The organism is Denitrobaculum tricleocarpae (assembly GCF_007004665.1).
GTDB lineage: Bacteria > Pseudomonadota > Alphaproteobacteria > Kiloniellales > Kiloniellaceae > Denitrobaculum > Denitrobaculum tricleocarpae.
Window position 1 is genome coordinate 854,065 of record NZ_ML660053.1, and the last position, 23,389, is coordinate 877,453.

At 59.0% G+C, this 23,389-nt stretch carries 18 protein-coding genes; 9 read left to right on the forward strand and 9 right to left on the reverse strand.

Annotated features, from left to right (window positions below):
• Positions 1-52 precede the first annotated feature (52 nt).
• Entirely contained in the window at positions 53-1,564 is a 1,512-nt protein-coding gene (locus FKG95_RS08835; protein WP_142895943.1) for an MltF family protein, read from the forward strand.
• A gap of 219 nt (positions 1,565-1,783) precedes the next feature.
• Here FKG95_RS08835 and cueR read toward each other — a convergent pair whose 3' ends face one another.
• Positions 1,784-2,173 carry a Cu(I)-responsive transcriptional regulator gene (cueR, locus tag FKG95_RS08840; protein ID WP_142895944.1) on the reverse strand — a complete coding sequence of 130 codons (390 nt, stop codon included), beginning with the start codon at positions 2,171-2,173 and terminating at the stop codon, positions 1,784-1,786.
• 1,385 nt (positions 2,174-3,558) lie between these two features.
• Between cueR and FKG95_RS08845 the strand changes: the two genes are divergently transcribed.
• From FKG95_RS08845 to FKG95_RS08865, 5 genes are all read left to right on the forward strand, one after another.
• Positions 3,559-4,497: an alpha/beta hydrolase gene (locus FKG95_RS08845; RefSeq protein ID WP_142895945.1), complete on the forward strand. Its 939-nt coding sequence runs from the start codon at positions 3,559-3,561 to the stop codon at positions 4,495-4,497.
• A gap of 501 nt (positions 4,498-4,998) precedes the next feature.
• Positions 4,999-6,216: an RtcB family protein gene (locus tag FKG95_RS08850; protein WP_142895946.1), complete on the forward strand. Its 1,218-nt coding sequence runs from the start codon at positions 4,999-5,001 to the stop codon at positions 6,214-6,216.
• A 151-nt stretch (positions 6,217-6,367) separates the two neighbouring features.
• Positions 6,368-6,730: a hypothetical protein gene (locus FKG95_RS08855; RefSeq protein WP_218940120.1), complete on the forward strand. Its 363-nt coding sequence runs from the start codon at positions 6,368-6,370 to the stop codon at positions 6,728-6,730.
• Between the two features lie 45 nt (positions 6,731-6,775).
• Positions 6,776-7,168, forward strand: a complete 393-nt coding sequence (locus tag FKG95_RS08860; protein ID WP_142895947.1) for a hypothetical protein — start codon at positions 6,776-6,778, stop codon at positions 7,166-7,168.
• A gap of 112 nt (positions 7,169-7,280) precedes the next feature.
• A complete protein-coding gene (locus FKG95_RS08865; protein WP_246116721.1) occupies positions 7,281-7,853 on the forward strand; it encodes a sugar O-acetyltransferase in 573 nt (190 codons plus the stop codon).
• A 3-nt stretch (positions 7,854-7,856) separates the two neighbouring features.
• Here FKG95_RS08865 and FKG95_RS08870 read toward each other — a convergent pair whose 3' ends face one another.
• Positions 7,857-9,062, reverse strand: coding sequence for a YbfB/YjiJ family MFS transporter (locus FKG95_RS08870; RefSeq protein WP_179953998.1), 1,206 nt, complete (start codon positions 9,060-9,062; stop codon positions 7,857-7,859).
• 182 nt (positions 9,063-9,244) lie between these two features.
• On the opposite strand from FKG95_RS08870, the gene FKG95_RS08875 reads away from it, so the two are divergent.
• Positions 9,245-10,135, forward strand: a complete 891-nt coding sequence (locus FKG95_RS08875; RefSeq protein ID WP_142895949.1) for a LysR family transcriptional regulator — start codon at positions 9,245-9,247, stop codon at positions 10,133-10,135.
• On the opposite strand, the gene manD is transcribed toward FKG95_RS08875, so the two are convergent.
• Positions 10,106-11,314: a D-mannonate dehydratase ManD gene (gene manD / locus FKG95_RS08880; RefSeq protein ID WP_142895950.1), complete on the reverse strand. Its 1,209-nt coding sequence runs from the start codon at positions 11,312-11,314 to the stop codon at positions 10,106-10,108. The two genes, FKG95_RS08875 and manD, sit on opposite strands and share 30 nt — an antisense overlap.
• Positions 11,311-12,051 carry a GntR family transcriptional regulator gene (locus FKG95_RS08885; protein WP_142895951.1) on the reverse strand — a complete coding sequence of 247 codons (741 nt, stop codon included), beginning with the start codon at positions 12,049-12,051 and terminating at the stop codon, positions 11,311-11,313. Before FKG95_RS08885 ends, manD begins: the two co-directional genes overlap by 4 nt.
• Positions 12,052-12,252: 201 nt before the next feature.
• Here FKG95_RS08885 and FKG95_RS08890 point away from each other — a divergent pair, with 201 nt between their 5' ends.
• Complete coding sequence (locus FKG95_RS08890; RefSeq protein ID WP_179953999.1) at positions 12,253-13,158, forward strand: ribokinase; 906 nt, start codon at positions 12,253-12,255, stop codon at positions 13,156-13,158.
• Between the two features lie 43 nt (positions 13,159-13,201).
• Here the strand turns inward: FKG95_RS08890 and FKG95_RS08895 are convergent, their stop codons facing one another.
• The 5 genes from FKG95_RS08895 to FKG95_RS08915 all read right to left on the reverse strand — a co-directional run bounded on the left by FKG95_RS08895 (position 13,202) and on the right by FKG95_RS08915 (position 22,610).
• Positions 13,202-17,776 (reverse strand): hypothetical protein, encoded by a 4,575-nt coding sequence (locus tag FKG95_RS08895; RefSeq protein WP_142895953.1) that lies wholly within the window; start codon positions 17,774-17,776, stop codon positions 13,202-13,204.
• Positions 17,773-18,462 (reverse strand): hypothetical protein, encoded by a 690-nt coding sequence (locus FKG95_RS08900; RefSeq protein WP_142895954.1) that lies wholly within the window; start codon positions 18,460-18,462, stop codon positions 17,773-17,775. The genes FKG95_RS08895 and FKG95_RS08900 overlap by 4 nt, the downstream gene beginning before the upstream one ends.
• A 230-nt stretch (positions 18,463-18,692) precedes the next feature.
• Entirely contained in the window at positions 18,693-19,331 is a 639-nt protein-coding gene (locus FKG95_RS08905) for a glutathione S-transferase family protein (RefSeq protein WP_142895955.1), read from the reverse strand.
• 143 nt (positions 19,332-19,474) lie between these two features.
• Positions 19,475-21,946 carry a GcvT family protein gene (locus FKG95_RS08910; protein ID WP_142895956.1) on the reverse strand — a complete coding sequence of 824 codons (2,472 nt, stop codon included), beginning with the start codon at positions 21,944-21,946 and terminating at the stop codon, positions 19,475-19,477.
• A 55-nt stretch (positions 21,947-22,001) separates the two neighbouring features.
• The gene (locus FKG95_RS08915) at positions 22,002-22,610 is read right to left on the reverse strand and encodes a helix-turn-helix domain-containing protein (RefSeq protein ID WP_142895957.1); all 609 of its coding nucleotides are present in this window, start codon (positions 22,608-22,610) and stop codon (positions 22,002-22,004) included.
• A gap of 168 nt (positions 22,611-22,778) precedes the next feature.
• On the opposite strand from FKG95_RS08915, the gene FKG95_RS08920 reads away from it, so the two are divergent.
• Positions 22,779-23,273, forward strand: a complete 495-nt coding sequence (locus FKG95_RS08920) for a class I SAM-dependent methyltransferase (protein WP_142895958.1) — start codon at positions 22,779-22,781, stop codon at positions 23,271-23,273.
• The last annotated feature ends 116 nt before the right edge of the window (positions 23,274-23,389 follow it).

Genomic DNA, 23,389 nt, shown 5'->3' on the forward strand with positions numbered 1-23,389 from the left:
GTCTGATAGGTTCGATGACTTTTTGTACAGGACTCAACAGAGGATCTGAGACGTGTTGTGGAAAAAGATCCGTCGTTCCCAAGATGATCCGGCGTTCAGGCTGAAGACCCTTCAGATCTTCCTGCTAGCCTGTCTGCTCATTGCGCTCGCAATGCCGGCCAAGGTTTTCGCAGAGAATGCCGCCGATCCGAAGCCCCTAACCGCCGACGAGAGGGCCCTTCTGAAAACCTGGACCGGTGACTTCGACGGGATGGTCGAACGCAATCGCATTCGCGTTCTGATTCCCTACAACAAAACCTACTACTTTATCGATCGCGGGCGGCAGCTCGGGCTCGCCTACGAAATGGTGACGGCCTTCGAGGCGCAGATTAACAAGGAGTTGAAACGGCGGACGCTGAAGGTCCAGGTGATCTTTATTCCGGTCCGGCGGGACCGGCTGATCGAAGGCTTGCTGACCGGCCTCGGCGATATCGCGGTCGGAAACCTGACCGTTACATCCGAGCGCCGGGCATTAGTGGATTTTTCCGACCCGCTTTTGACCGATGTCGACGAGATCCTGGTCACGAACGCCGGTGTTTCGGCACCGAGCAAGCTGGAAGGACTGGCTGGAAAGTCCATTCACGTCCGACCCTCCAGCAGCTATGCAACCAGCGTCCGTCACCTCAACGACAGCCTGAAAGCGAAGGGGATCGGGACGCTTAAAGTCATTGATGCGGATGAGAACCTCGAAGATTCGGATCTTCTGGAGATGGTAAATGCCGGCCTGCTCCCGATGGCGATTATCGATCGGCATAAGGCAGAATTCTGGGCTCAGGTCTTCGAGGACATCCGCCTTCATCCGGATCTGGTCGTCAAGGGTGGCGGAGAGATTGCCTGGGCATTTCGAAAGAACAGCCCAAAGCTCAAAGCGGCCGTGAACCGTTTTATCAAAACAAGCAAGAAGGGCACGCTCTTGGGCAATATCCTCTTCAAGAGATACCTGGAGGACACCAGCTTTGTCAGCAATGCGCTTGATCCGGGCGAGCTTGAGAAGTTCAACACAGCAGTGGGGTTTCTCCGGAAATACTCGGGTCAATATGGTCTTGATTGGCTGCTCGTCGGAGCGCTGGGATATCAGGAATCCGCTTTCGATCAGAGCAAGATAAGCGAGGCGGGCGCTATTGGGGTCATGCAGCTCCTGCCCAGCACGGCGCGCGATCCTGTGGTCGGTATCCCGAACATCGAAGAGCTGGAGCCGAACATCCATGCAGGTGTGAAGTACCTGCATTTTCTGCATGACCGCTACTTTAAATCGGATGACATCGCGCTTTTGGATCAGTGGCTCTTCGCGGCGGCGGCCTATAATGCCGGACCCGCCAAGGTCGCCAGGTTGCGCAAGGAAGCGGATGCATCCGGCCTGGATCGGAACAAATGGTTCCGCAATGTAGAATTGATTGCGGCCAAGAGGATCGGCCGCGAGACGGTTCAGTATGTCAGCAACATTTTCAAGTACTACACGGCATACAAGCTGATCATGAAGGAACGAGGTGCGCGTGAGGAGAGCCTTCAGCAGGAACTGAAATAGCTAATGCTACGCACCGACCTGCCGTAAGAACGCAATCCCGGCCGACGAACCGCTATGCATGTCAGGGGCTGCTCAACCTAGTGTGATGTTTCTGAAGTTCGCCGCATAATCTGCGGCGAATTTTAGAGACTGAATCACACTAGATTCAATGAGATAGTGTCCCGTTGAATCTGAAATTCAATGAAGTGAATTTCAGATTCGGGATACTAGGTCACGGGCTCATTGACTGCCCGCGAGGTCGTTCAGAATCGGGCAGTCCGGCCGGTGATCGCCCTGGCAGGATTTAACCAGCTGCGAGAGGGTGTCGCGCATGCCAGCCAACTCCTGGATCTTCTGCTCGATTTCCTCAAGATGACTTTCGGCCAGGGCCCGGACATCGGCACTGGAGCGGTCGGGATCGTCGTAAAGCGAGAGCAGGGTACGGCATTGCTCGACGGTGAATCCGAGGCTCCGGGATCTTTGAATGAACCTGAGCTTATGGATCTGTTGCTTGCCGTAGTCCCGATATCCGTTGTCCAGACGATCTGACTGCACCAGTCCGATTTCTTCGTAGTAGCGAATGGTTTTCGCGGGCAGATCGCTGAGTTCTGAGGCTTCACCGATTTTCACATTGAGTCTCTATCTGTTTTCCCGCGGATCAGGGCTTCCTTCAAGTCGTCCGCAGCTTGTTGCCTGCGAGATAGGCTTTGGCTTGGAGGCAGGTTGCGCCAGAAGACGACCTATAGCCTCGGCACAGGTCTATCTGCGGCCTTACGAACAGCGCGTTCGCTTTCCAGTTATCATAACCTTCCTGTTTGTGGAACGCTAGGACGGAGAGCGATCAACAGCGACGCGTTTGAGGGTAGGCCTGTGCAATGCTGAGCGCCGCTACTCGGTGTCCTTACTCTGCCTTTGACGGCGCCCGATGCGCGCATTCATTCGAATATCACGCTGCAAACGAAGCGTTAAAAAAAGGATCGATGCCCACTTCACGGCACTGACTAGAAGATACACTATTCAGTCTCCCCATGCTTTGCAGGGAAGAAGCCTGTTGCCGGACCAAGGTGTGCGATTTCCTCCGGCAGGTTTTTCGAAGCTTCAGCTTTGTTAGTCGAATACCACATCCTGTGACCTCGCCGACTATCTGACTTTTTCTGTCTTAACTGACACGTCAGATCGATACTGTGCCTATTCCCGGCACCAGGGACTGCAATTGGTTTCGGCCGTTTTCATTTACGCGCAGATTGACCATCACTCAGCTTCGGCTCCAAAAAAGCGAGGAGGCGGCTGAACTCTAACTCACGGTTTTCTCAGCAAATCAGTTCTTTTCCCCAGCTGGTATCCGCTGTGACCGCAATCTATCCGCAAGGCAGCTACAATAGTTAAGGTTTTTAACCCTCAGCACCAGTACTGATTGTGCTCGCAAATTTATAACGGCGCTTAACTGTCTATACCTGATTGTTCCTTCGAATTGATTTCGAAAAAGCACTGATTTAATGATTGGAAAAAGCCGTTATTTCTACTGCAGATGGTTTAGCTCTCTGTCGCCGAATATTGAAACGAATGGTACAATAAAACACTCTTACTATACGTCGCTTATTTTTCCCTGGTACCAATCGTATCTGTTATTAAGCTCAGTAACTTATCTGCTCCGTTAATTTTATTAAGGCTTTATTGGTTTTGGATGTCAAGGCTGTGCGGAGGTAGGATGCAAATTTATACCGTTTTATGCACTAAATCTCATAAACGCTCACAATCCCACTTTGTCGCTTGTCTCCTTTTACGCGATAAAAACACCCTATGAATGCTTTTCTTCTAATAATTTAACTAATGGTAGAAATTTTTTTCTCTCTAGTTTTTTTTGCGTAAGCGGCGTCCAATCTCTTCGTGGCAACGTATCTTCCTGTAATAGGCGTGATAAGCGTTCCGAGCTGCACGCTTAGTGATGCAATGCCGGGTGGTAGGGCTTGGCCGAAAGCTTCTATTCTCAATCCCTTTGGCGAGGAGTTGACTGATTGGCGACATTGAAACGCGACGAAGAGCAATTGCGGCGCTTCAAACGAATAGTACTCCTGCTGCTCTTCTGTCTTTTCCTTCAGGCTTGCTCCCCCCTCACGCTCGTTGACGCAACGCTTCCCGAGGATAGCTGGAAGCAATTGGAACCTGTCGACTACGGAGCCGATCCTCGCCAGAAACTCGACATCTACATTCCGGCAGACGGCGATCCTAAGGCTCTGCTCGTGTTCTTCTACGGCGGGAGCTGGGACAGCGGTGAGAGAGCGGACTATCGCTTCGTCGCGGCCGCTTTCACCGCTGCCGGTTACGCCGTTGCTATTCCCGACTATCGCCTTTACCCGCAGGTGCGCTATCCCGCATTTCTGGAAGACTCTGCCGAAGCCTTGGCCGCGCTGGCGGCACATCCCGAACTCGGTGTCCTGGTGCCGGAGCGCACTTTTATCGCCGGGCACTCTGCGGGTGCGTGGATCTCGGTGATGTTGGCTTTGGAAACGCGCTGGCTTCGGGCGAGCGGGGTCGATCCCGATGGGCTGGCTGGTGTGGTCGGCATTGCAGGGCCTTATGATTTCGATCCCGCGCGGTACAGATCAACCCGCCGGACCTTCGGCCATGTCGAACCCGCGTCACTGACACAGCCACTGCACTTCGCACGAAAGGACGCGCCGCCGCTTCTGCTCTTGCACGGGGCGGAAGATACGACGGTTGAGCCGGTCGACAGCCGGCTCCTCGCGGAGCGGATCCAGGCCATGGGCGGGCGCGCGGACTATCTCTTCTACGATGATATCGGCCACCTTCGGATCGTCGGTGCATTGGCGCCCCAGCTGACTTGGATCGCGCCCGTGCAGGCTGACATTCTGAGCTTTATGGAGGCGCGTCTGGCCGGCGCCGACGGTTTGCCGGTGCGAAAAGACTCAGCGGAGACACGGGCCATGAAATGACAATGACTGTCGCAGTCAGAGCGCACCCGACATCATGACGCAGGGGTTCAGGTGAAGGCTCCCTTCTACTGCTCTTACTTCTTTGCTCACTCTCTTTCCGGCGCAGGCTTCAGAAAACAAAATTTGTACCCTGACAAAAACCGGCTTGACTTTTTTCGCTGACCTAGGCAACGTCTCGCCTGATAGTTGAGTTGCTGTGGCCTCACCGGGTGCAGCAACCCGTAATCTGGACGAGACCGATGACCCCGACCCTATACCAAAGCGTCAATTCCGAAATGCAGTTCGCAGGCAAATGCCTCGTGCACACTGCATGGGATATTGCGCGCCTGCGGGAGGGTGGGAGAACACTGCGGTAACAGATTAGACGCAGTCTCCGGTTTCGACACACACCCTCCCAGGCACAGGCTTCGGGAGGGTTTTTTGTTTTTGGGCCGGGCTGCGTCGTCGGAAAAAAGGCGCGGCCCGGAAGATCCGCCAGGCAGGCGGAAGAGGAGAGAGATCATGAGTGGCTATGAAGTGATTGAGACGGGACGCGCCGTCGTGAAGATGTGGACCAAGGGTGTGCCGGTCGATGACTCGGCACGCCAGCAGCTCACGAACGTCGCGCGCCTTCCCTTCGTGCATAGCCATGTCGCCGCCATGCCGGACGTCCATTTCGGGCGCGGCGCAACGGTCGGCAGCGTGATTGCAACCAAGGGCGCCATCATTCCCGCCGCCGTCGGTGTCGACATCGGCTGCGGTATGATGGCGGTCCGTACCAGCCTGACGGCCGAGCAACTGCCTGATTCCCTTGCGAAAATTCGTTCGATCATCGAACGGACCGTGCCCCATGGCGGGACCGGTAAAAAGGGCGGTTGGAAGGACGAGATCCCCTCGCGGGTGTCCAAACGCTTCGAGCAGACCGGTTTGGGTGAAGGCCTGGAGCGGATCGAGAGCAAGCATCCGGCCATCGCCGGGGCGAACTCCGTGGTTCACCTGGGATCGCTTGGGGCCGGGAACCATTTCATCGAACTCTGTCTCGATGAAGCGGGCAAGGTCTGGATCATGTTGCACTCCGGATCGCGGGGCGTGGGCAACCGGATCGGCAGCTACTTCATTCAGGAGGCGCGGAAGTCGATCGAGAAAAAGGTTCTTGGACAGGCTCTGCCTGACCGTGACCTGGCCTACTTCATCGAGGGCGAAGACGAGCTCTTCGGTGATTACCTGGAAGCGGTTATGTGGGCACAGGATTTCGCCCGTGTGAACCGGGAGGTGATGATGGAGCGGATCCTGGTTGCGATCCGCCCCTTGCTGCCGCCCTTCACCACGGAGAAGCAGGCCGTGAACTGCCACCACAACTACGTGGCGAGCGAGCGGCACTTCGGTGCGGATGTCTGGCTGACGCGGAAGGGGGCTGTTTCGGCCCGCGAAGGACAGTTGGGCATCATTCCGGGATCCATGGGTGCGAAGTCCTTCATCGTCCGGGGACGAGGCAACGCGGAGTCCTTTCACTCCTGCAGCCATGGCGCCGGACGGACCATGAGCCGGACGGCGGCCAAGGCGAAGTTCACCCTTCAGGACCATCGCGATGCGACGGAAGGGGTGGAGTGCCGGAAAGACCGGGGTGTCTTGGATGAGACGCCCAAGGCCTACAAGAACATCGACGCAGTGATGGCGGCCCAGGCCGATCTGGTCGATGTGGTTCACACCTTGAAGCAGGTCGTCTGCGTGAAGGGGTGACACCGGGCTGCAAATGGAAGTCCCCGTCCATTTGCAGTCGATAAGGCGGTGCCGCCGGGTCAATCCGGACCCGGCGGCCCAGCGGAAAATTTGAGCGCAAAAGAAGAGCTCGAAACCGCTGCAAAACGAGTGAGAGAGAAGAGGGAGCGGAATGATGAAATTGTGGCGTCCCGTGGGACGGAACGAACTCGAGAAGATCGAAGCCGCCGGCATGAAAGGCTTTCCGCCCCGTTTGCCGGAGCAGCCGATTTTCTACCCGGTCCTGAGTTTTGATTACGCCGAAAAGATTGCGCGCGATTGGAACTCGACCTGTCCGGATCACGATCATGTCGGTTTCGTGACCGAATTTGAAGTCGATGACGGCTTTGCCGAGTCCTTTGAGGCCAATGAAGCCGGTGGCTCGGCGCACCGCGAGCTTTGGGTTCCCGCGGAGGAACTCGAGGCTCTGAACAGAAATCTGCTGGGACCGATTGCGGTCGTGGCGGCCTACCACAACGGAGAACGGGTGCGGTAGGCGTGTTTGGGACGGTCGTCGAAGGGCGGCCGGATGGAGGGTGATATGTGTGAAGGAAGTTTGGCGAGCGAGGCTGTAAGCGATCAAGACCTGGGGTTTTGCGGGATCTGCGGGGTTGAGGTGCCGCTGCTGTCCCAGGCCCAGGTCAATGAGATCGAACGGACCTGCAGCTCCGCCTTGGAAAAGGTCCGGGCCTACCGTGCGGCGCACGGCGGCCCGGACGCCCAGGTGCCCCAGGCCGAGCTCTTCGCGCCGGTCTACGAAAAGCATCTGGATCTGACCGGTGTGGATCTGCGCGGTGTGACCACCTCCGCGCACCACATTCTGATCCACCAGAAGTCCTGCCTCGGCCCGCCCTGCTGGAGCTGCGGCAAGCTGCTGCGGTCCCAATACGACCGGCACTGCAGCGAATGCGGTGCCGAGAAAAACTTGGGGTGAGTTCTTTCTGTCGTATCGCGTCATTTGTTTCGTGATGCAGGATTGATGTACACCGCCGACTGTGTCTTCATTTTCCGCAGTCGGCGGCACGCACTAGAGAAGGTTCTTGTTTATGAACGACGAAATGACTGAACGGGAGAAGATGGCGGCAGGTCTGGATTACTATGACATGGATCCTGAACTCTCGGCTATGCGCAACCGCGCGCGCAAGCTCTTGCGCGACTTCAACCGTTCGGACTTTCTGGAGGGCGATGGCCCCAACCCGGTGCTGAAGGAACTGCTGGGTACTATGGCGGATGGCGTTTTCATCGAGATGCCGTTTCACTGTGCCTACGGCGTGAATCTGCACCTGGGCGAGAATGTCTATTTCAATGCTGGCTGCGCAATCCTGGACTGCGCCGATGTCCGGGTCGGTGCCAACTCCATGTTCGGACCCGCGGTCCAGATTTACACCGCGACCCACGCCTTCGATCCGGTTGAACGCGCCAGCGGCCGGGAGTCTGCCCAGCCGATCACCATCGGCCACGACGTCTGGGTCGGCGGCGGCGCCATCCTCTGCCCAGGCGTGACCATTGGCGACAATGCAGTGATCGGCGCGGGCAGCGTCGTGACCAAGGACATCCCTGCGAACGTGGTGGCGGTGGGGAATCCCTGCCGGGTCGTTCGGGAGCTGGAGATTGGCTAAGTGTTAAGCCGTCTTTCCGCGGTCTGCTTTGAGCAAAAGCACAAGCAACCCGGCCCCGACGACCACGGAAAGCGACGACAGCGTCAGCGAGGAGTCAAAAGATCCGCTGCGTTCGGCGAGAAGTCCGGCGATCAAAGGGCCCAGAATCTGGCCCAGCCCAAAAGCGCCTGTCATCAGGCCGATCGCGACGGCTGTTGCGGTCGGGGCGACCTTGCGGGTGTAGGCGACCACCAACAGGGTGATGCCGACGAAGGTGCCGCCAAAGAGGATGGCCGCGAGCAGGGATGGCACCAAAGCGGTCGAGAACAAAGGCAGCGCGATGCCGACGGCCTGCAGCAGGTGCGCGGCAATCATAGCGCGGATTTCACCCCAACGCTGGGCGGCCCAGGCCCAGATCAGACAGGAGGGCGCGACCGCCAGTCCGACCATCACCCAGGTCAGGTTCCCGATGTCGCCGAAGATGCCCAGGGTGACCGCGTCACTGGCTTTTTCCTGTAGGATCGCCACTAGGAAGGTGCCGCTGACCACGTAGCCCAGACCTTCCAGGAAATAAGCGAGACCCAATAGTGTGAGGGGCAGGATGACGGCGGGCGGCAAGCGTTTTTGTTGCTTCTCCGCCCCGGCACCGGGGGGTGCGTTTTCGCTTTGCGGCACCGCGGGGTTATCACGCAGCCACAGAACGGCTGGCACGGCGAGCAGTCCGCCCAGCAGTCCAAGGCCGATCCAGTCGGCCTGCCAGCCGCCCAGATGCGCGAGCGCCGGCACCAGAAGACCGGAGAGCGCGATCCCGATTCCGACACCGCCGAAGTAGACGCCAAGGAGGCGTGTCCGGCCTGCTTCCATCAGAACCCGCATGACCATGTCGGCGCTGAAAACGAACAGCAGCCCGCTGATGACTCCCGACGCCAGCCGCAAGAAGCCCCAGAAGGCGAACCACTCGCTGGCCGCCATCAGGCCGGTCGTCGTGACCGAGGCCAGCAGCGCGAGGCGGAAAGCGGCGGTGCGGGTCCGTCCCATGGTGACATAACCGCCGGCCAGTGCCCCGATCAGGTAGCCGAGGTAGTTGAGGGAGGCGAGCAAACCGGTCTGCGCGTGGCTGAGGCCGAGGGCGCCCTGCATTTCCGGCAGGATCGGAGTGTAGGCAAAGCGTCCGATGCCCATGGCGATGATCAAGGTACAGATCCCACCGATCAGCGCAGGCTTGAGCACGGGCGCTGAGGCTCCGGGCTGCAATTCAACTTGGCGCAACTCTCCAGGGCTCGGCGCCAAAGGGGAAGCGTCGCCGGAACCGGATCCGGAGTCTGGAGTTTGCCTGCTCATGCTTGACAGGCTAATCAAAGCCAGTGATCATTACAAACGATAAAAGTTGCAGATGGTGTTCGCTTTTAGTGATGGATATCCGTAACCTCAAATTCTTCTCGGCAATTGCCGATACGGGCGGCGTCTCCAGCGCGGCGCGCCATCTGAATACCGTACAGTCAAACGTGACTGCGCGCTTGAAAGACCTGGAGCGGGAACTTGGCGTCGAGCTCTTTTACCGTACCGGCAAGGGCATGGTGCTGACCTCGGCGGGTGAGATCCTGCGCAGCTACGCCTGGCGCCTGGAGCGTTTGGGAGAGGAGGCCCGGCAGGCGATGCGCGACTTTGCGGGCGAAGGCGGTCTGATCAGGATCGGGGCGATGGAAACAACCGCGGCGATCCGTTTACCTCCAATCCTGAAAAGCCTCCAGCAGGAGCAGCCGAAATTGGAAGTCCGCGTGACCGCCGGTCCGACCGAGACGCTGCTCTATGAGCTGCTGGCTTACCGGCTGGACGGGGCTTTTGTAGCGGGCGAACAGACACACAAGGAACTTGTCGGCGAGAAGGTCTTTGCCGAACGCCTGGTGCTGGTCCGCCCGGCCGCCCGCGAGGTCAGCCAGCGCAGCGATGCGCCGGAGCAGCTGATCGTCTTCCGGCGCGGCTGCTCCTACCGGGCGCGCAGCGAAGAGTGGCTGCGTGACCAGGGACAATTGCCGTTTCGGGTTATGGAATTCGGAACCCTGGACGGAATTCTGGGCTGCGTCGCCGCGGGCCTGGGCGTGACGCTTTTGCCCGAGATTGTGATTGCCGCGTCACGCTTTGCCGGAGATCTCGAGGTCGAAGCGCTGCCGAAACGCCTGGCTGACTTGCCGACCTATTTCGTCCGCCGCAAGGATACAGCGCCAAAGCACAGCCTCGACGCCTTCCTCGCAGCCGTGCGAAAAACCAAAACCTCACCAGTTCCAAAGCGTGCCGTCAGCTAGGCGGTTCACCGGCAGGTAGGCCCGGTCGTAGGGATACTCCGCCGCCAGTTCCTCATCGATGTCCACCCCGTGACCCGGTTTATCCCCGACCTGCAGCATGCCGTCCGCGTAGCTGTAATCGTGCGGGAAGACCGCGTCGGTCTCCGGCGTGTGGCGCATGTATTCCTGGATCCCGAAGTTGGGCACCCAGGTGTCGAAGTGCAGGGCCGCGCCCATGGTGACCGGCGAGAGGTCGGTGGCGCCGTGGAACCCGGTGCGGACCTGATAGAGCGCGGCCAACGCGGCGATGGTCCGCATGTGAGTGATGCCGCCGGCATGGACCAGGGTCGCGCGGATGTAGTCGATCAGCTGATTCTGGATCAGGTCCTTGGCGTCCCAGACCGTGTTGAAGATCTCGCCCACCGCCAGGGGCGTCGTGGTGTGCTGGCGGATCAGCTTGAAGGCTTCCTGATTCTCCGCCGGGGTAGCGTCCTCGATCCAGAAGAGGCGGTAGGGTTCAAGATCCTTGCCCAGGCGCGCGGCTTCGATCGGGGTCAGGCGGTGATGGCAATCGTGCAGAAGGAGCGGGGCGTCGCCGTATTTTTCCCGGACCGCTTCAAAGACGCCGGGGATGAAGCGCAGGTAGTCAGGGGTTGACCAGACTTCCTCCGGCGGCAGGCCTTTTTCGGCGGGTTCGTAGTAGAGATCGCCCTTGCCGACGCCGTAGACGCTTGCGTTGCCTGGCACGCCGCATTGAATCCGGATGGCCTTATAGCCCATCTCGATGTAGCGCCCGACCGCCTCCAGGGTGCCTTCCAGGTCCTTGCCGTTGGCGTGGCCGTAGACCAGGACACCGTTGCGGCTGCGCCCGCCGAGTAACTGATAGAGCGGCATGCCGGCAGCCTTGGCCTTGATGTCCCAGAGCGCCATATCAACGGCGGCGATGGCCGACATGGTCACCGGTCCGCGCCGCCAGTAAGCGCCCCGGTAGAGATATTGCCAGATATCCTCGATCTGTCCGGCGTCGCGCCCGATCAGGCAGGGAATCACATGGTCTTCCAGGTAGGAAGCCACCGAGAGCTCCCGGCCGTTCAGGGTGGCGTCTCCGATGCCGTAGGTGCCGCTCTCCGTCACGATTTTGAGGGTGACGAAGTTTCTGCCGGGAGAGGTGACGATCACCTTGGCGGATTCGATTTTCATAAGGAGGCTCCGGAGTGTGTTTCGGCCCAGTCGCTGCCGGGTTCGATCGTTTCGGTAAAGAATTGCGGATAGTCGTGCGAAGCCTGGGGCAGGGTGGTCAGCAGTTCCCGCAGGTGCCCGCGCATATGGGTGAGGGCGGCCCGCCGGTCGCCCGAGACAACCGCGTCCAGGATGGCTTTGTGCTGGCTGATCAAACGCTTGAATGGCGGCATTGTCTTGAGACTTAGGATGCGTACCCGGTCCATCAGGGCCTTCTCACTTTCAATCATGCCGCTGAGCCGCTCGAACCCGGTGGCCTGCGCCAGCGTGCTGTGGAAGGCGTCGTCGGCAAGGTGAAAGGCGTAGATGTCCTTGGCTGCCGCTGCGGCTCTCTGATCTTTAAGTGTGGCCTCGCAGGCGCGGGTCGCCGCGCTGTCCAATCGCCCCAAGATCCGCTCGATGGCCGCGGTTTCGATGGCCTCCCGGATGAAGCGGGCCTCCAGAAGTTCCTTGGGCCGGATCTTGGTGATGAAGGTGCCCCGCTGTGGGCGAACTTCGATGAAACCCTGCTGCGCCAGTTTGATCAGGGCTTCGCGGACCGGCGTGCGGCTGACCCCGAAGCTCTCGGCCAGGTCGCTCTCCGACAGCATCTGTCCCGGCGGCAGCTCCAGCCGCACGATGGCGCTCCGCAGCTGTTCGACGATCTGAATCGCCGCCGGGCGGTCCGCAGAGACGCTATAATCTTTGGGAGAAAGCATGAAACCAGGAGCAAACGCGGTGAACCAATCTAGTGCACTAGTATACAAGTTGGGTTTGTGACGCGCAAGCGGGGGTCTTCATCGGAGCCAATGCTACGCTTTGAGTTTCAGGTTTCGATCGGGCAGTCTTGGCTGTCCGACAGGACTCGTCGGCGCTCACGGTGCGTGTGGGGCCGGTGCCTTGGAGAAAAGGGTTTTTGGATGATTACGGTATTCGGTTCGATCAATCTGGATCTTGTTACGCGGGTGGTGCAGCTGCCCCGCCCGGGTGAGACGGTTCACGGTTCCGATATTACCCGGTTCGCTGGTGGCAAAGGCGCGAACCAGGCCCTCGCAGCCCGCAGGGCGGGGGCGGAGGTACGTCTGGTCGGCGCTGTCGGGCAGGACGATTTTGCGGGCCAGGCCCTTGCCGAACTACGGGCCGCTGCTGTTGACCTGACCGCTGTCGAGGAGCGGGGCGACACGACCGGCGTCGCCGTGATTACGGTCGACGAAGCGGCCGAGAACACAATCGTTCTCTCGCCCGGCGCCAATCTGCGGTGCGAGGCAAAACAGATTCCAAGGGATGCGTTCGCTCCGGGCGGGATCCTGATGCTGCAGATGGAAGTCTCCGAGCATGAGACTTTTGCGGCGGCCCGTCTGGCCAAGGCCAGCGGGGGATGTGTGATCCTCAGCCTGGCGCCCTTCCAACCACTGGCGCGGGACGCCTTCAGCGATGTCTCGATCCTTCTGGTGAACGAGACGGAAGCAGCGGACCTCGCCGGACACTACGGTATCGAGGGCGTTGGGTACGAAGAGATCGTGCAGGCGCTTGCCGGTTACCTGGATGTGACTGTAATCGCGACCCTGGGGGCCGACGGTGCTGCCTCCTCGCAGAGCGGTGGAGATGTTATCAGGGTCTCCTCGCCGCAGGTCACGCCGGTTGATACAACAGGGGCGGGTGACACTTTCGCCGGTGTACTGGCCGCGGGTCTTGATGCGGGCGATGACCTGGCGAACGCCATGGGCCGCGCGGCGGTCGCGGGGGCTCTGGCCTGCACGAAACAGGGCGCGCAGCCTTCCTTCCCGACGAGGTTGGCAATCGATAGGGCACTGACGCGCGACTGACGAGACCTCAAAAGCACCCGAGCGAGAAGGGAGTGCCGGGCTGCTATTGCTGCTGACCAACTCGCAGCAGGGGATCGCCTGAGGCGTCGGGCGCGTCCCCGATAAAGAGGATCGCCTGCTCGAAGGCTGCCATGGCCGCCTGCCGCCCGCGGGTGACCTCGAGGATCACACCGCCGACAATCCGGTTGGCGTCGGCAGAGATTTTCTGCAGTTGGATTTCGCGCAGTGCGAACTGCGCTTTGGCGGTGGCAAGTGCAGATTGCTCTAAGGCCAATTTCTCCTTGTTTGCTGCCAATTCTGTTCCGAGCACTGTGAGCTTGCCTTCCAGCTCCGCGATTTTGGCGTCGAAGGACGCTCGCTGTGGGTCCGTGTCATCGGGCGTAAGGGCTCTGAGATCCGCGAGGGCCGCCATCAGGTTCTTCTCGGTCGTTTCCTGCTCTGCGATACTCTTTTCGATTGACTTTATCGTCGTGGATGCCGCGGTCATTTGTCCGCGGTTCTCCTTGACTTTCTTTTCGATGATAAGTCCGGCCTCTGATAGCAGCTTTGAGCGATAACTGTTCACGTGCCCGAGGGCTGTGACCATATTCTTTCCCATCTTGACGGCGGCTTTCTCGCGCTCTTGCCGCTTCTTCTTAAGGTCATTCACGTCGTCGCCGGCCGACAGTGCCGGTAGGCTACCGGCTTCCGTCAGCGTCTTGTTGGCTTCCTTAATCGCATCGTCATTGTCCGGGAGGGTGAGCAGGGATTGCCGGAAGGCTTCATCGTCGCCCCCCTGAAGTGACTGAGTCCAGGCGTCTTGCACCCGTTTCTGCAGGGTCGTGTCCTTCACGGCCGCGGCGAAGGATTGCAGCTGCATGTCGGTCTTTTCGACATAACGTTGTTCATGATGCTCGAAGAGGCGTTTGAGCGCCGGGCCGCCACCGGTCGTGCGTTCGGTCAGCAGGTTGAGTTCCTCCTGCTCGCCGGCGCTGCGGTTGGGATTGGCCCGCAGTTCGTTGACCCGCAGCAGGTTGGTATCCAGACTGCCGCCCAGATTGAACATGGCGAGGCTTTGTGCGGCCTTGATAATGGGCTCGGGGTTGGCACTGTAGGATTTGATCGCCCAGTTGCCGATATCGTCCTTGATCAGCGCATAGTTGGTGATCCCCCCGCCGCCGACCCTCACGCTGTTGATGTTCTGCCAGAACTGCTTGTCGAGTTCCGACTGAATTTCCAGGGTGCGTGTATCCAGATTGCTGAAGGCTTCCCCGATCCGGAACGGCAAAGCGCGTGTCCCGTGCCGGTCCAACATGTTCCGCCAGCCGAGACCAGGATCGTCCTGGTAGGTGCTCGAGGCATAGCTGCTGCGTAGGTAGGCGCTGGCCGGCCGAATGTACACCATGCTGGCGCGGTACTCGTAGGCCTTTTTCAACGCTGCTTGAACCGACTTCGCGCGAGCCGCCTGACCGCTTCGTTCCGCTTCGATGTCGGAGTAGTGGAGCGCGGCAATGAGGTCGTCTAGGACATCCCGCTGATCCCCGTCGTTCATTCGATCAGGCAGACTGGTGACCTGTGCTTGTCCAGTGGGCAGCTGATAGGCTGCGAGGGTCTTTGCTGCATGTTCAAGTTTCTTCCGTTCGGCTTCCTTCAGCTTTCGTTCGTCATCAGTAAGTTGAGGCTCTGTTTGCTCAGCCGCCACTTTGGCTTTGGCTGCTTGATTGTTGACGAGCTGCTTCAAAAGCGCAAAGACAGCCGAAGGTTCCTTGTCAACACCTAGCTTTTCGGCGTTTGCTACGACTTCATTGCGCGAAGCCATTGCAACGGAAATTGTGTCCTTTATGCGCTTAAGTCTGGCGTCCAGATCATTGTCTTCCGATGTTCTGTTCTTCTGTTTTGCAAGCTGTTTCTTTTGCGTGGTTTGAGCGGACTCAAGTTGGTTTGTGCTGTTGCGCTCCCTGACAGTCGCATCAAAAACAACTGCCTCTGCACCCTGAACCAGCGCAACCGCATCCAGATAATCTTGGGTTAGTGAAGTGATAACGCTTGTCACTGCCTTGTCTCTGGCTAGCTTGCCGCTACCGGCGATATGGCTTGAGCGGTTCTTGAAAAACGCACGCGTCTCCGTCAGGCGATGATGTCGCGGAGATGCGGCGTGACTTGGGTTGATCTGACTCACGATCCCGCGCGCCGCGTCGCCTTCCAGCCAAATCACTATGTGTTGTTTAACTTCATCTATTGAAATTTCTTTGGCCAACCCCCCAAGATGCTTGTTGATCGCGTTTTGGTCTCGGATGATCGTTATGAGTTGTTCCGGAGTGACGAAACTGTCGGTTACATACTCCGCGTTCCCTGTGAGAGTTCTGAATGCAAAGACTGCCGGTGTGGCTGTAGCGTTGGAGGCGTTGAGCTTTCTTTGCGCTTCTTCGCGGGCCGACGTGTTTTCGCCTTGAAGTTTTGTGAGATCGGAGATGGATTCTTCGATGGCTTCTAAGACCGCCGCTTCATTCTGCTCGGCTTCGGCGAACTTGGTCACTTGCTCTTCTAACTGGCTGACCCTGTTGTTCAGGTCAAGCAGCAGGTTGTCGAAGGTTTCGCGTGAATTTCCGCTCAGCGAGAATGCCCGGGCCAGCTCGCCCGGTATCCGCCGTTCCTCAAGCTTTTTCTCATGGCGCGCACGAGCTTCCAACTCGTCTGCCTGGATCAGGAAGGTGTTGCCGATGGCCTGCAGAGCGGGCACGAAGGCCTTGCGAACGCGCGGGCCAACCCCGCTGATGCTGGTAATCGGAATGATGCCTTCGTTCTCTGGTTCGGGAAGCAGGGTGTCGTGGTTCGCAATGGCGCTGACTTTTTGCGCGAAGTGAATAAGGCCTTGCGATAATTCGTCGCGCGCTATGTTCGAATCCTGTTTGGCGCGCGCTTCGCAGAGCTGACCTCTACATCGCCTATAGCGCTGTCGTTCCCTAATAACGTCGTCAATCAAAGAAAAGATACCCTTTTCCGGACGGCCGTTCGCCAAACCGCCGCTTCCCGCAGCATTTGTCAGGTCGGCTGACAAATCAGGAAGTGCAGTTTCAATAATTACATGAATATCTGCCGAAAGGCCGCGCGTAACGCCGAATTTTCGTGACGCTTTGTCTTGATACTCGAATTGCAACGCTGGCGGCATTTGTGTCGGGACAAAGCGACTTAACTGTTCAGTGTTGAGCTTGTGAATATCGAACGAGGAAATCAATGCGGAATCGAGGGCGCGAATACTTATAGCGTTTCTGTTAGGAGATTCTTTTAGCGCTTTCTTTAAGCGATCAGTCGCAATTTCGTAGTCGTAACGACTGTCCAGGAAAACTGTCGAGGGCCACGGATGCAAGATTTGCAGGACTTCTTTTCTTGCATCGTCATTCGCGTCTTGGGTGAGCGTTGCGATGGCAAGACGCCTGGGGTTTGTGACGGTTGATACGAGCTCTGCCAACGCGTCCCTGATTTGTTGTTTCTGTAACCTCGTTCCTCCAAACTCAGAATGTCTGGAAAGTCCGCGGACTCCCAACTCCCATAGTTCGCGCATTGCACTACGAGCTTCGAAGTAAGATCGGGCGATATCTGACACGGCAGCTATAAAGAGTTTTTTCTTATCTTGGTTTTTTGCAAAACTTTGAAGCTTGCCTGGGTATTTCGTTCCGTAGAGGATGTCGGCGTAGCGGTCGATCCAGCGCGCGGAGTGAAAATCGCTGTTTGGGAAGTGTTTTACTTCCTGCCCTGCAAGGTCTTCGGAAAATACCGTCCGATGCCTTGGTGGAATGGGGGAGATTATTTCTTGAAATCGGACATTGTCCGATTTTTCGACTGCCGGGTGCTCAATGGCATTCTCACTCAGACACTCTTGCAGCGCGGTATAGGCCTCTGCGATGCCTTCGTGCACGTTCCGGTCGCGCAAGTAAAAGTTCACGCTACGCCAATTACAAGTGCCGCTCTTTGTCCGACAAGGCGCATTGAGTGGGTCCAGCAGACGCCGAAATCTCGATTTGAAAAGTTCGTAGGCCTCTCCAACCTCTCGGTCTTTGACCGGATCTTTGCCTACGCTCTTCAAAAAGTCTTCCGTTGAACGCATGGCCCGTTCTAGGTGCTTCCATCTGCGGTAATCACTCTCTCGCGGATCAAAGACGTTGAGCGCCGAACGATATTTTCTGATGGCTTCGTCGATCGCTGCGGACAAGCGCGTGGCTTCGCTTACTTTCTTGTCTTCGAAGAGCTTCAGGATCGCATTGACCTGAACTGCCTTTGGGTGCGTGAAAACCTGGTTTGAGTCCATTGCTCGCCGCTTGTAACCGGGCGGACAGTCTGCAAACTCGATAGTCGTTTTTCCAAATCTTGATTCTCCCGGCCGGCGCATCTGCGCCCGTCCATCCTCACACTGCCAGACCGGTAGCTCGCCCCATTCGAACTGGTCGCGCAGCTGCACCATGACCTCGAACATGCCCGGGGCCATGGACTGGAACTGTTGAAGCTGGACGATCTCGTCGTTGGCCAGGGGGCCTTTGTAGACGTCGACGTCGATGCGCATGACGGCACAGCCGCCGAGAAGGAAGGCGGAGGCCAGGGCGGTCACTGTGCTCAGGCTGAAGAAGCTCGTGCGGTTTCTCATTGCCCCTTCTCCAGTTCCAGCTGGATTGGAACGGTCACGGCGTTGAGGCTTTCGCGCTGATCTTTCAGTTGCACCAGCGCCTGGAAGAGGTCGCTGTCGGTCACGGCGGGAGCGCGGTTCTGGGTCACTGCGGCGATCGAGCCGAGGGACTGGTTGACCGCGTCGAAGTAGGTTTCCGGACTTGAGCCCATGACCACGACAAGCCTGTGACCCTCCGGCGCTTTACGAAAACCCTCGGGCCCGAAGAGGATCAGCTTGCGGCCGGTCGGGAGTGCACCGCTCTGCGCATCCGGGTTCCGCTCCACGGAAACGGTATTCTCGCCCTTCTTGAAGCTGATGGTCGTGCCCAGGGTATCGACGACCTCCGCCGGCAGCCAGCCGGACGCGAACTTTGTGAAACTGATCGCGCTGGCCTGGCCGCGCAGTCGCACGCGATAGACCTGGGTGGGGAGCTGTTCCTGTTCGTCGAACACCCCGAGGTAATAGGTCTGCTCGACTTCGTTGGTCGGTGTTCTGGCGCCCACAACGGTTGCGCCAATGACGCCCAGAGCAATCTCTTCGGTTTTGCAGCCGGAAAGAACAACGAGGCAAAGGCAGATAAAGCCGAGGCGCCAGCCCTTGTGCCGCGATCTCAAGCCACTGAATTTTTTAGACTTTAGACGCGGAGTCTCCCCATTGATCAGCATAATACACTCCCCCCAAGTGTCTGAAGCAATCGCCGATCAAATCTTTGGTCCAATCAGATTTGGTGAGGAAGCCTCATGCAAACCTTGACGGAAAAAATTGTTTCCAGGACCATCGTCGTTGCCGGCAACCTGCTCGATCCGACTTTTAAAAATTTATTTTTAGCCCGTTAATATTGCAAATACTTGGACTCGTGTCAATTATGGGTTGTGATTTCTGATTGCCTAGCATTTTATCCCAATTCGCGAACTGAATGGGGATCGACCGAGTAGGGGATGACGTCGTCCAGGAACTTCGGCTGTGACCTGACGCGTTTCGTCCAGACTTCGAAGGCCGGGTAGTCAGCAAGGCGATAGCCTGCTTCCTCAGCAAAACCGGCGTAGGCGAAGACCGAAATGTCGGCGATGGAATATTGCCCGCCTGCCAGGAAATTTTCTGTTGCGAGATGAGTGTCGAGCGCGGTCAGCACGCGCTCCCCCAGTGCGCGCCGTTCGGTGGTCACGGGACTGTCCGGCGCGAGCTTGCCGGTCAGCATCCGGTGCCTGAGGGTGGCAATGCTGGACTGCACGTATTCCTGTTCGAAGAACATCCAGCGCAGGGTCTGCGCGCGCACCAGAGGGTCGCTGGAGAGAAATTCCGTGCCCTCGGCCAGATAGTTCAGGATGGCGTTGGATTCAGGTAGATATGTCCCGTCTTCCAGTTCCAGCACCGGGACGGCGCCCATGGGATTCTTCTTCAGGAACACCGCTGTGCGGCTCTCGCCGTCGAAGATGGCGATATCGATTTGCCGATAGTCGCGCCCGAGCTGCGCCAGGAGCAGGCGGACCTTATATCCGTTCTGGGAGGGGCCGTAGTTGTAGAGTGTGATCATGTCAGATGCCTCGCGTTGAATTCGCGGCATCTAAGCTCAAGCCGGGCGGTGGGAAACTCCGAACCTTGCGGTCAAATCTGAAAAGCGCCGGGGAGGCCGCTCCGGTGCCGCAGGAAATGACTTACGGCACCGGAGCTATCCCGTTACGACTTGATCCGTTCCGACTTGGGGTCATAGAGCGGCTTTGTGCTCGGGGTGGCGGCGATGCGTTTGCCTGCGACCTCGATCTCGTAGCTGGATTCCAGCAGGGCCGAGGGTGGGGTGCCCGGTTCGCATGGCACGTAGCCCAGGCCGATGGCGGCGCCCAGATGGTGGCCGTAGTTGCCGCTGGTCAGGTAGCCCACGATCTCGCCGTCCCGCACGATCGGCTCGTTGTGATAGAGCAGGGGCTCCGGGTCGTTCAGCTGGAACTGGACCATCCGTTTGCTCAGGCCTTCTTCCTTGCGCTTCAGGACCGCGTCCTTGCCGATGAAGTCGCCGTACTTGGAGGCTTCCTTGCCGGTCTTGACGGCAAAGCCCAGACCGGCTTCCAGCACGTGATCCTGATCGACGATGTCGTGACCGAAGTGGCGGAAGCCCTTTTCAATCCGGCAGGAGTCGAGCACATGCATGCCGCAAAGCCGCAGGCCGTGGTTCTTGCCTTCTTCCAGGATCTGCTCGGCGACATAGCGGGCCATGTCCGTAGAGACGTAGAGCTCCCAGCCCAGCTCGCCCACGTAGGTAATACGGTGCGCCCGGACAAGGGCCATGCCCAGCTCGATAGTCTTGGCGGTGCCGAAGGGGAAGGCCTCGTTGGAGAGGTCGGCATCGGTCAGCTTGGAGAGCAGGTTGCGGGCGTTCGGGCCCATGATCGCGACCACACCTTCGCCCGCGGTCACTTCGGTCGCAATGCAGTGCGCATCCTCGGGAATGTGCTTCTTCAGCCAGCCCATGTCGCGCATACCTACGGCGGCGGCGGTGATGATCAGGAACTCGGTTTCAGACAGACGGGTGACGGTCAGGTCCGCCTCGATCCCGCCGTTGCGGTTGAGCCACTGGGTGTAGACGATCTTGCCCGGCTCGACCGCGATGTCGTTGGCGCAGATACGCTGCAGAACCGCCTCCGCGTCCCGGCCTTCGACCCGGATCTTCACGAAGGTGCTGAGGTCGAACATGCCGACGGTCTCGCGCACGGCTTTGTGTTCCTCGGCGGCATAGGGGAACCAGTTTTGGCGGGCCCAGGTGTATTGATATTCAGCCACTTCACCGCGTTCCTTGGCTTCCGGTGGCAGGAACCAGTTGGCGCGCTCCCAGCCGCCCAGTTCGCCGAAGCAGGCGCCGTTCTCGGCCAGCAGGTCATGCAGCGGGGTGCGCCGCAGGCCGCGGGCGGAGGCATATTGACGGTAGGGGAAGTGATCGGCATAGAGCAGGCCGAGGGTCTCGGTCACGCGCTGCGTCAAGTAGCTCTTGGTCGACTGCATGGGATACATGCGGCGGATATCCACGTCCCAGAGATCGAGGGTCGGCTCACCGGCTTCCATCCACTCGGCCAGGGCGCGCCCGGCACCACCGGCGGACTGAATGCCGATGGAGTTGAAGCCTGCGGCGATGTACATGCCGTTGAGGTTCGGGGCTTCACCCAGCAGGTAACGGTCATCCGGCGTGAAGCTCTCCGGCCCGTTGAAGAAGGTGGCGATGCCGGCCTGCTCCAGCAGGGGCACGCGGTTGATCGCAGCTTCCAGAACCGGCTCGAAGTGATCGAAATCCTCGGGCAGTTCATCGAAGAAGAAGTCTTCGGGAATGCCGTTCACCGCCCAGGGCTTGGAGACCGGCTCGAAGGCGCCCAGCAGGATCTTGCCCGCGTCTTCCTTGTAGTAGGCGCATTCGTCGGGCACGCGCAGCACCGGCAGGTCGCGCTGCAGCCCGTCGATGCCCTCGGTCAGAATGTAGAAGTGTTCGCAGGCCTGCACCGGCACGCGCACACCGGCCATGGCCCCGATCTCGCGCGCCCACATGCCGCCGCAATTCACCGCGTTCTCGCAGGCGATATCGCCTTCGGTGGTCGAGACGCCCGTGACCCGGCCCTGGCTGGTCTTGATGCCGGTGACCTTGACGTTCTCGATGATCTTCGCGCCGTACTTGCGCGCGCCTTTTGCCAGTGCGAGCGCGATATTGGTCGGGTCGCCCTGACCGTCGCCCGGCAAGAAGACACCGCCGGTCACGCCCTCCAGGTTCAGCAGCGGGTAATGCTGCTTGCATTCTTCAGGCGAGAGATCGTGCACATCCACGTCGAAGCAGCGCGCCATGGAGGCGCCGCGCTTCAGCTCTTCCAGGCGTTCGTCGGTAAGGGCGACGCTGACCGAACCGTTCTGCTTCATGCCGGTGGCGGCGTCGGTTTCCGCCTCGAGGCTGTAATAGAGGTCGGCGGAGTACTTCGCCAACTGGGTCATGGTCTGGGTCGCGCGCAGCTGCGCGATCAGGCCGGCGGCGTGCCAGGTGGTGCCGCAAGTCAGCTGGCGCCGCTCCAGCAGGACAACGTCTTTCCAGCCCTGCTTGGCCAGGTGATAGGCGACGGAGCAGCCGATCACGCCGCCGCCGATGATGACCACGCGGGCCGTAGTTGGGATCTGTGCCATGACTTTGTCTTCTCTCGTCTGCCCTGAACTCGGGGTTTCTTGTTGATGTTGTCCGCTAATAGACGGGTGGGGAGAGGGTCCAGACCAGGACCGCGCGCCGTTCCGTCTTGTTACGCCAGCTGAAGGCCTCCCGTTCGATCCGGAAGCTATCGCCTTCATTCAGCGTGAAGCTGTTGTCGCCGATTTTGATCTCCAGCGAACCGGAGACCAGATAGGCGGCCTCTTCGGCGCCTCGGCTGATCGCCTGCTCACGCGCCGCGCCAGGCTCGATCACAGTCAGGAAGGTCTCGAAGCTCCCCCCCAGATCGGGCGACAGCAGCTCTTCGGTGATGCCGCTTTCCGGTGATCCCAGTCGGCGGCGCTGGTTGGCACGCACGACGTAGTGGGCTTCGGCGATGGATTGCTTTGGTGTCGCTTCGCCGGCAGTGAAGAAGAGGCCCATGGGCACCTTGAGGGTCTCGGCGATGGCGCGCAGATCGGCGATGGGCAGATCCGAGAGGCCGCGCTCGACCTGGCTCAAATACCCCACCGAGCGGCCGATCTGATCGGCGAGCTGCTGGAGGGTGACCTGTTTCGATTGCCGCAGCGCACGCAGATCACGGCCCACCGCGGCCCGCTGTGCCGCCAGTCTTTGGGTGTCTTCACTCTGTGTGCCTCCGTCCATTTCGGCATTTGAGAGCGGTCTCGTGAAAAAATCAATAACATTTTCATCAAGGAAAAATGATGCCCCAGATTTTCAAGTTCGTCGCCAGAGGCGCCGATAGATCATCACCTTGAATTCATTCGGTCTTCTCGGTAAACAGGCCCCCTCACAGCATTCGGGATTGGTGAAATGGGCGGTTGGGACGAGTCGGCGAATGCCTGGATTGAAGCGATGGGGGATAAGGGGGACTGGGGACGCCAGAACATTCTTGACCCGGCGATGCTTGAGCGAGTCGCCGAGAGGAGCTATCGCCAGGCGCTCGATGTCGGCTGCGGGGAAGGGCGCTTCTGTCGTCTTCTCTCGGCCCAAGGCATCGAAACTATCGGGATCGATCCCACGAAAACGCTGATCGAGAGAGCAAGGCAAAGGGATCCGCAGGGCCGTTACAAGGTCGCATCGGCGGAACAGATTCCATTCGATACGGCCAGCGTGGATCTTGTCGTGTCCTACTTGACGCTCATTGATATCACCGATTTTCGCGCGGCCCTTGCCGAGATGGTGCGGGTGCTGAAACCCGGCGGAACGCTGCTGATCGCCAACCTTAACGGCTTCGTAACTGCTCAACCTCACGGCTGGATCAAGGACGAGGAGGGGCGCTATCTGCACTATGCCCTAGGTGTATAGTCCCACGGTGTGATGGTATCACATTGAAGACCATCGATAAGGAAGCACTATGGGACAGGTACTACACGGCAGCGCCACGACGACTCATGCTGTCCGAGCTGCGATACAGCGATCGA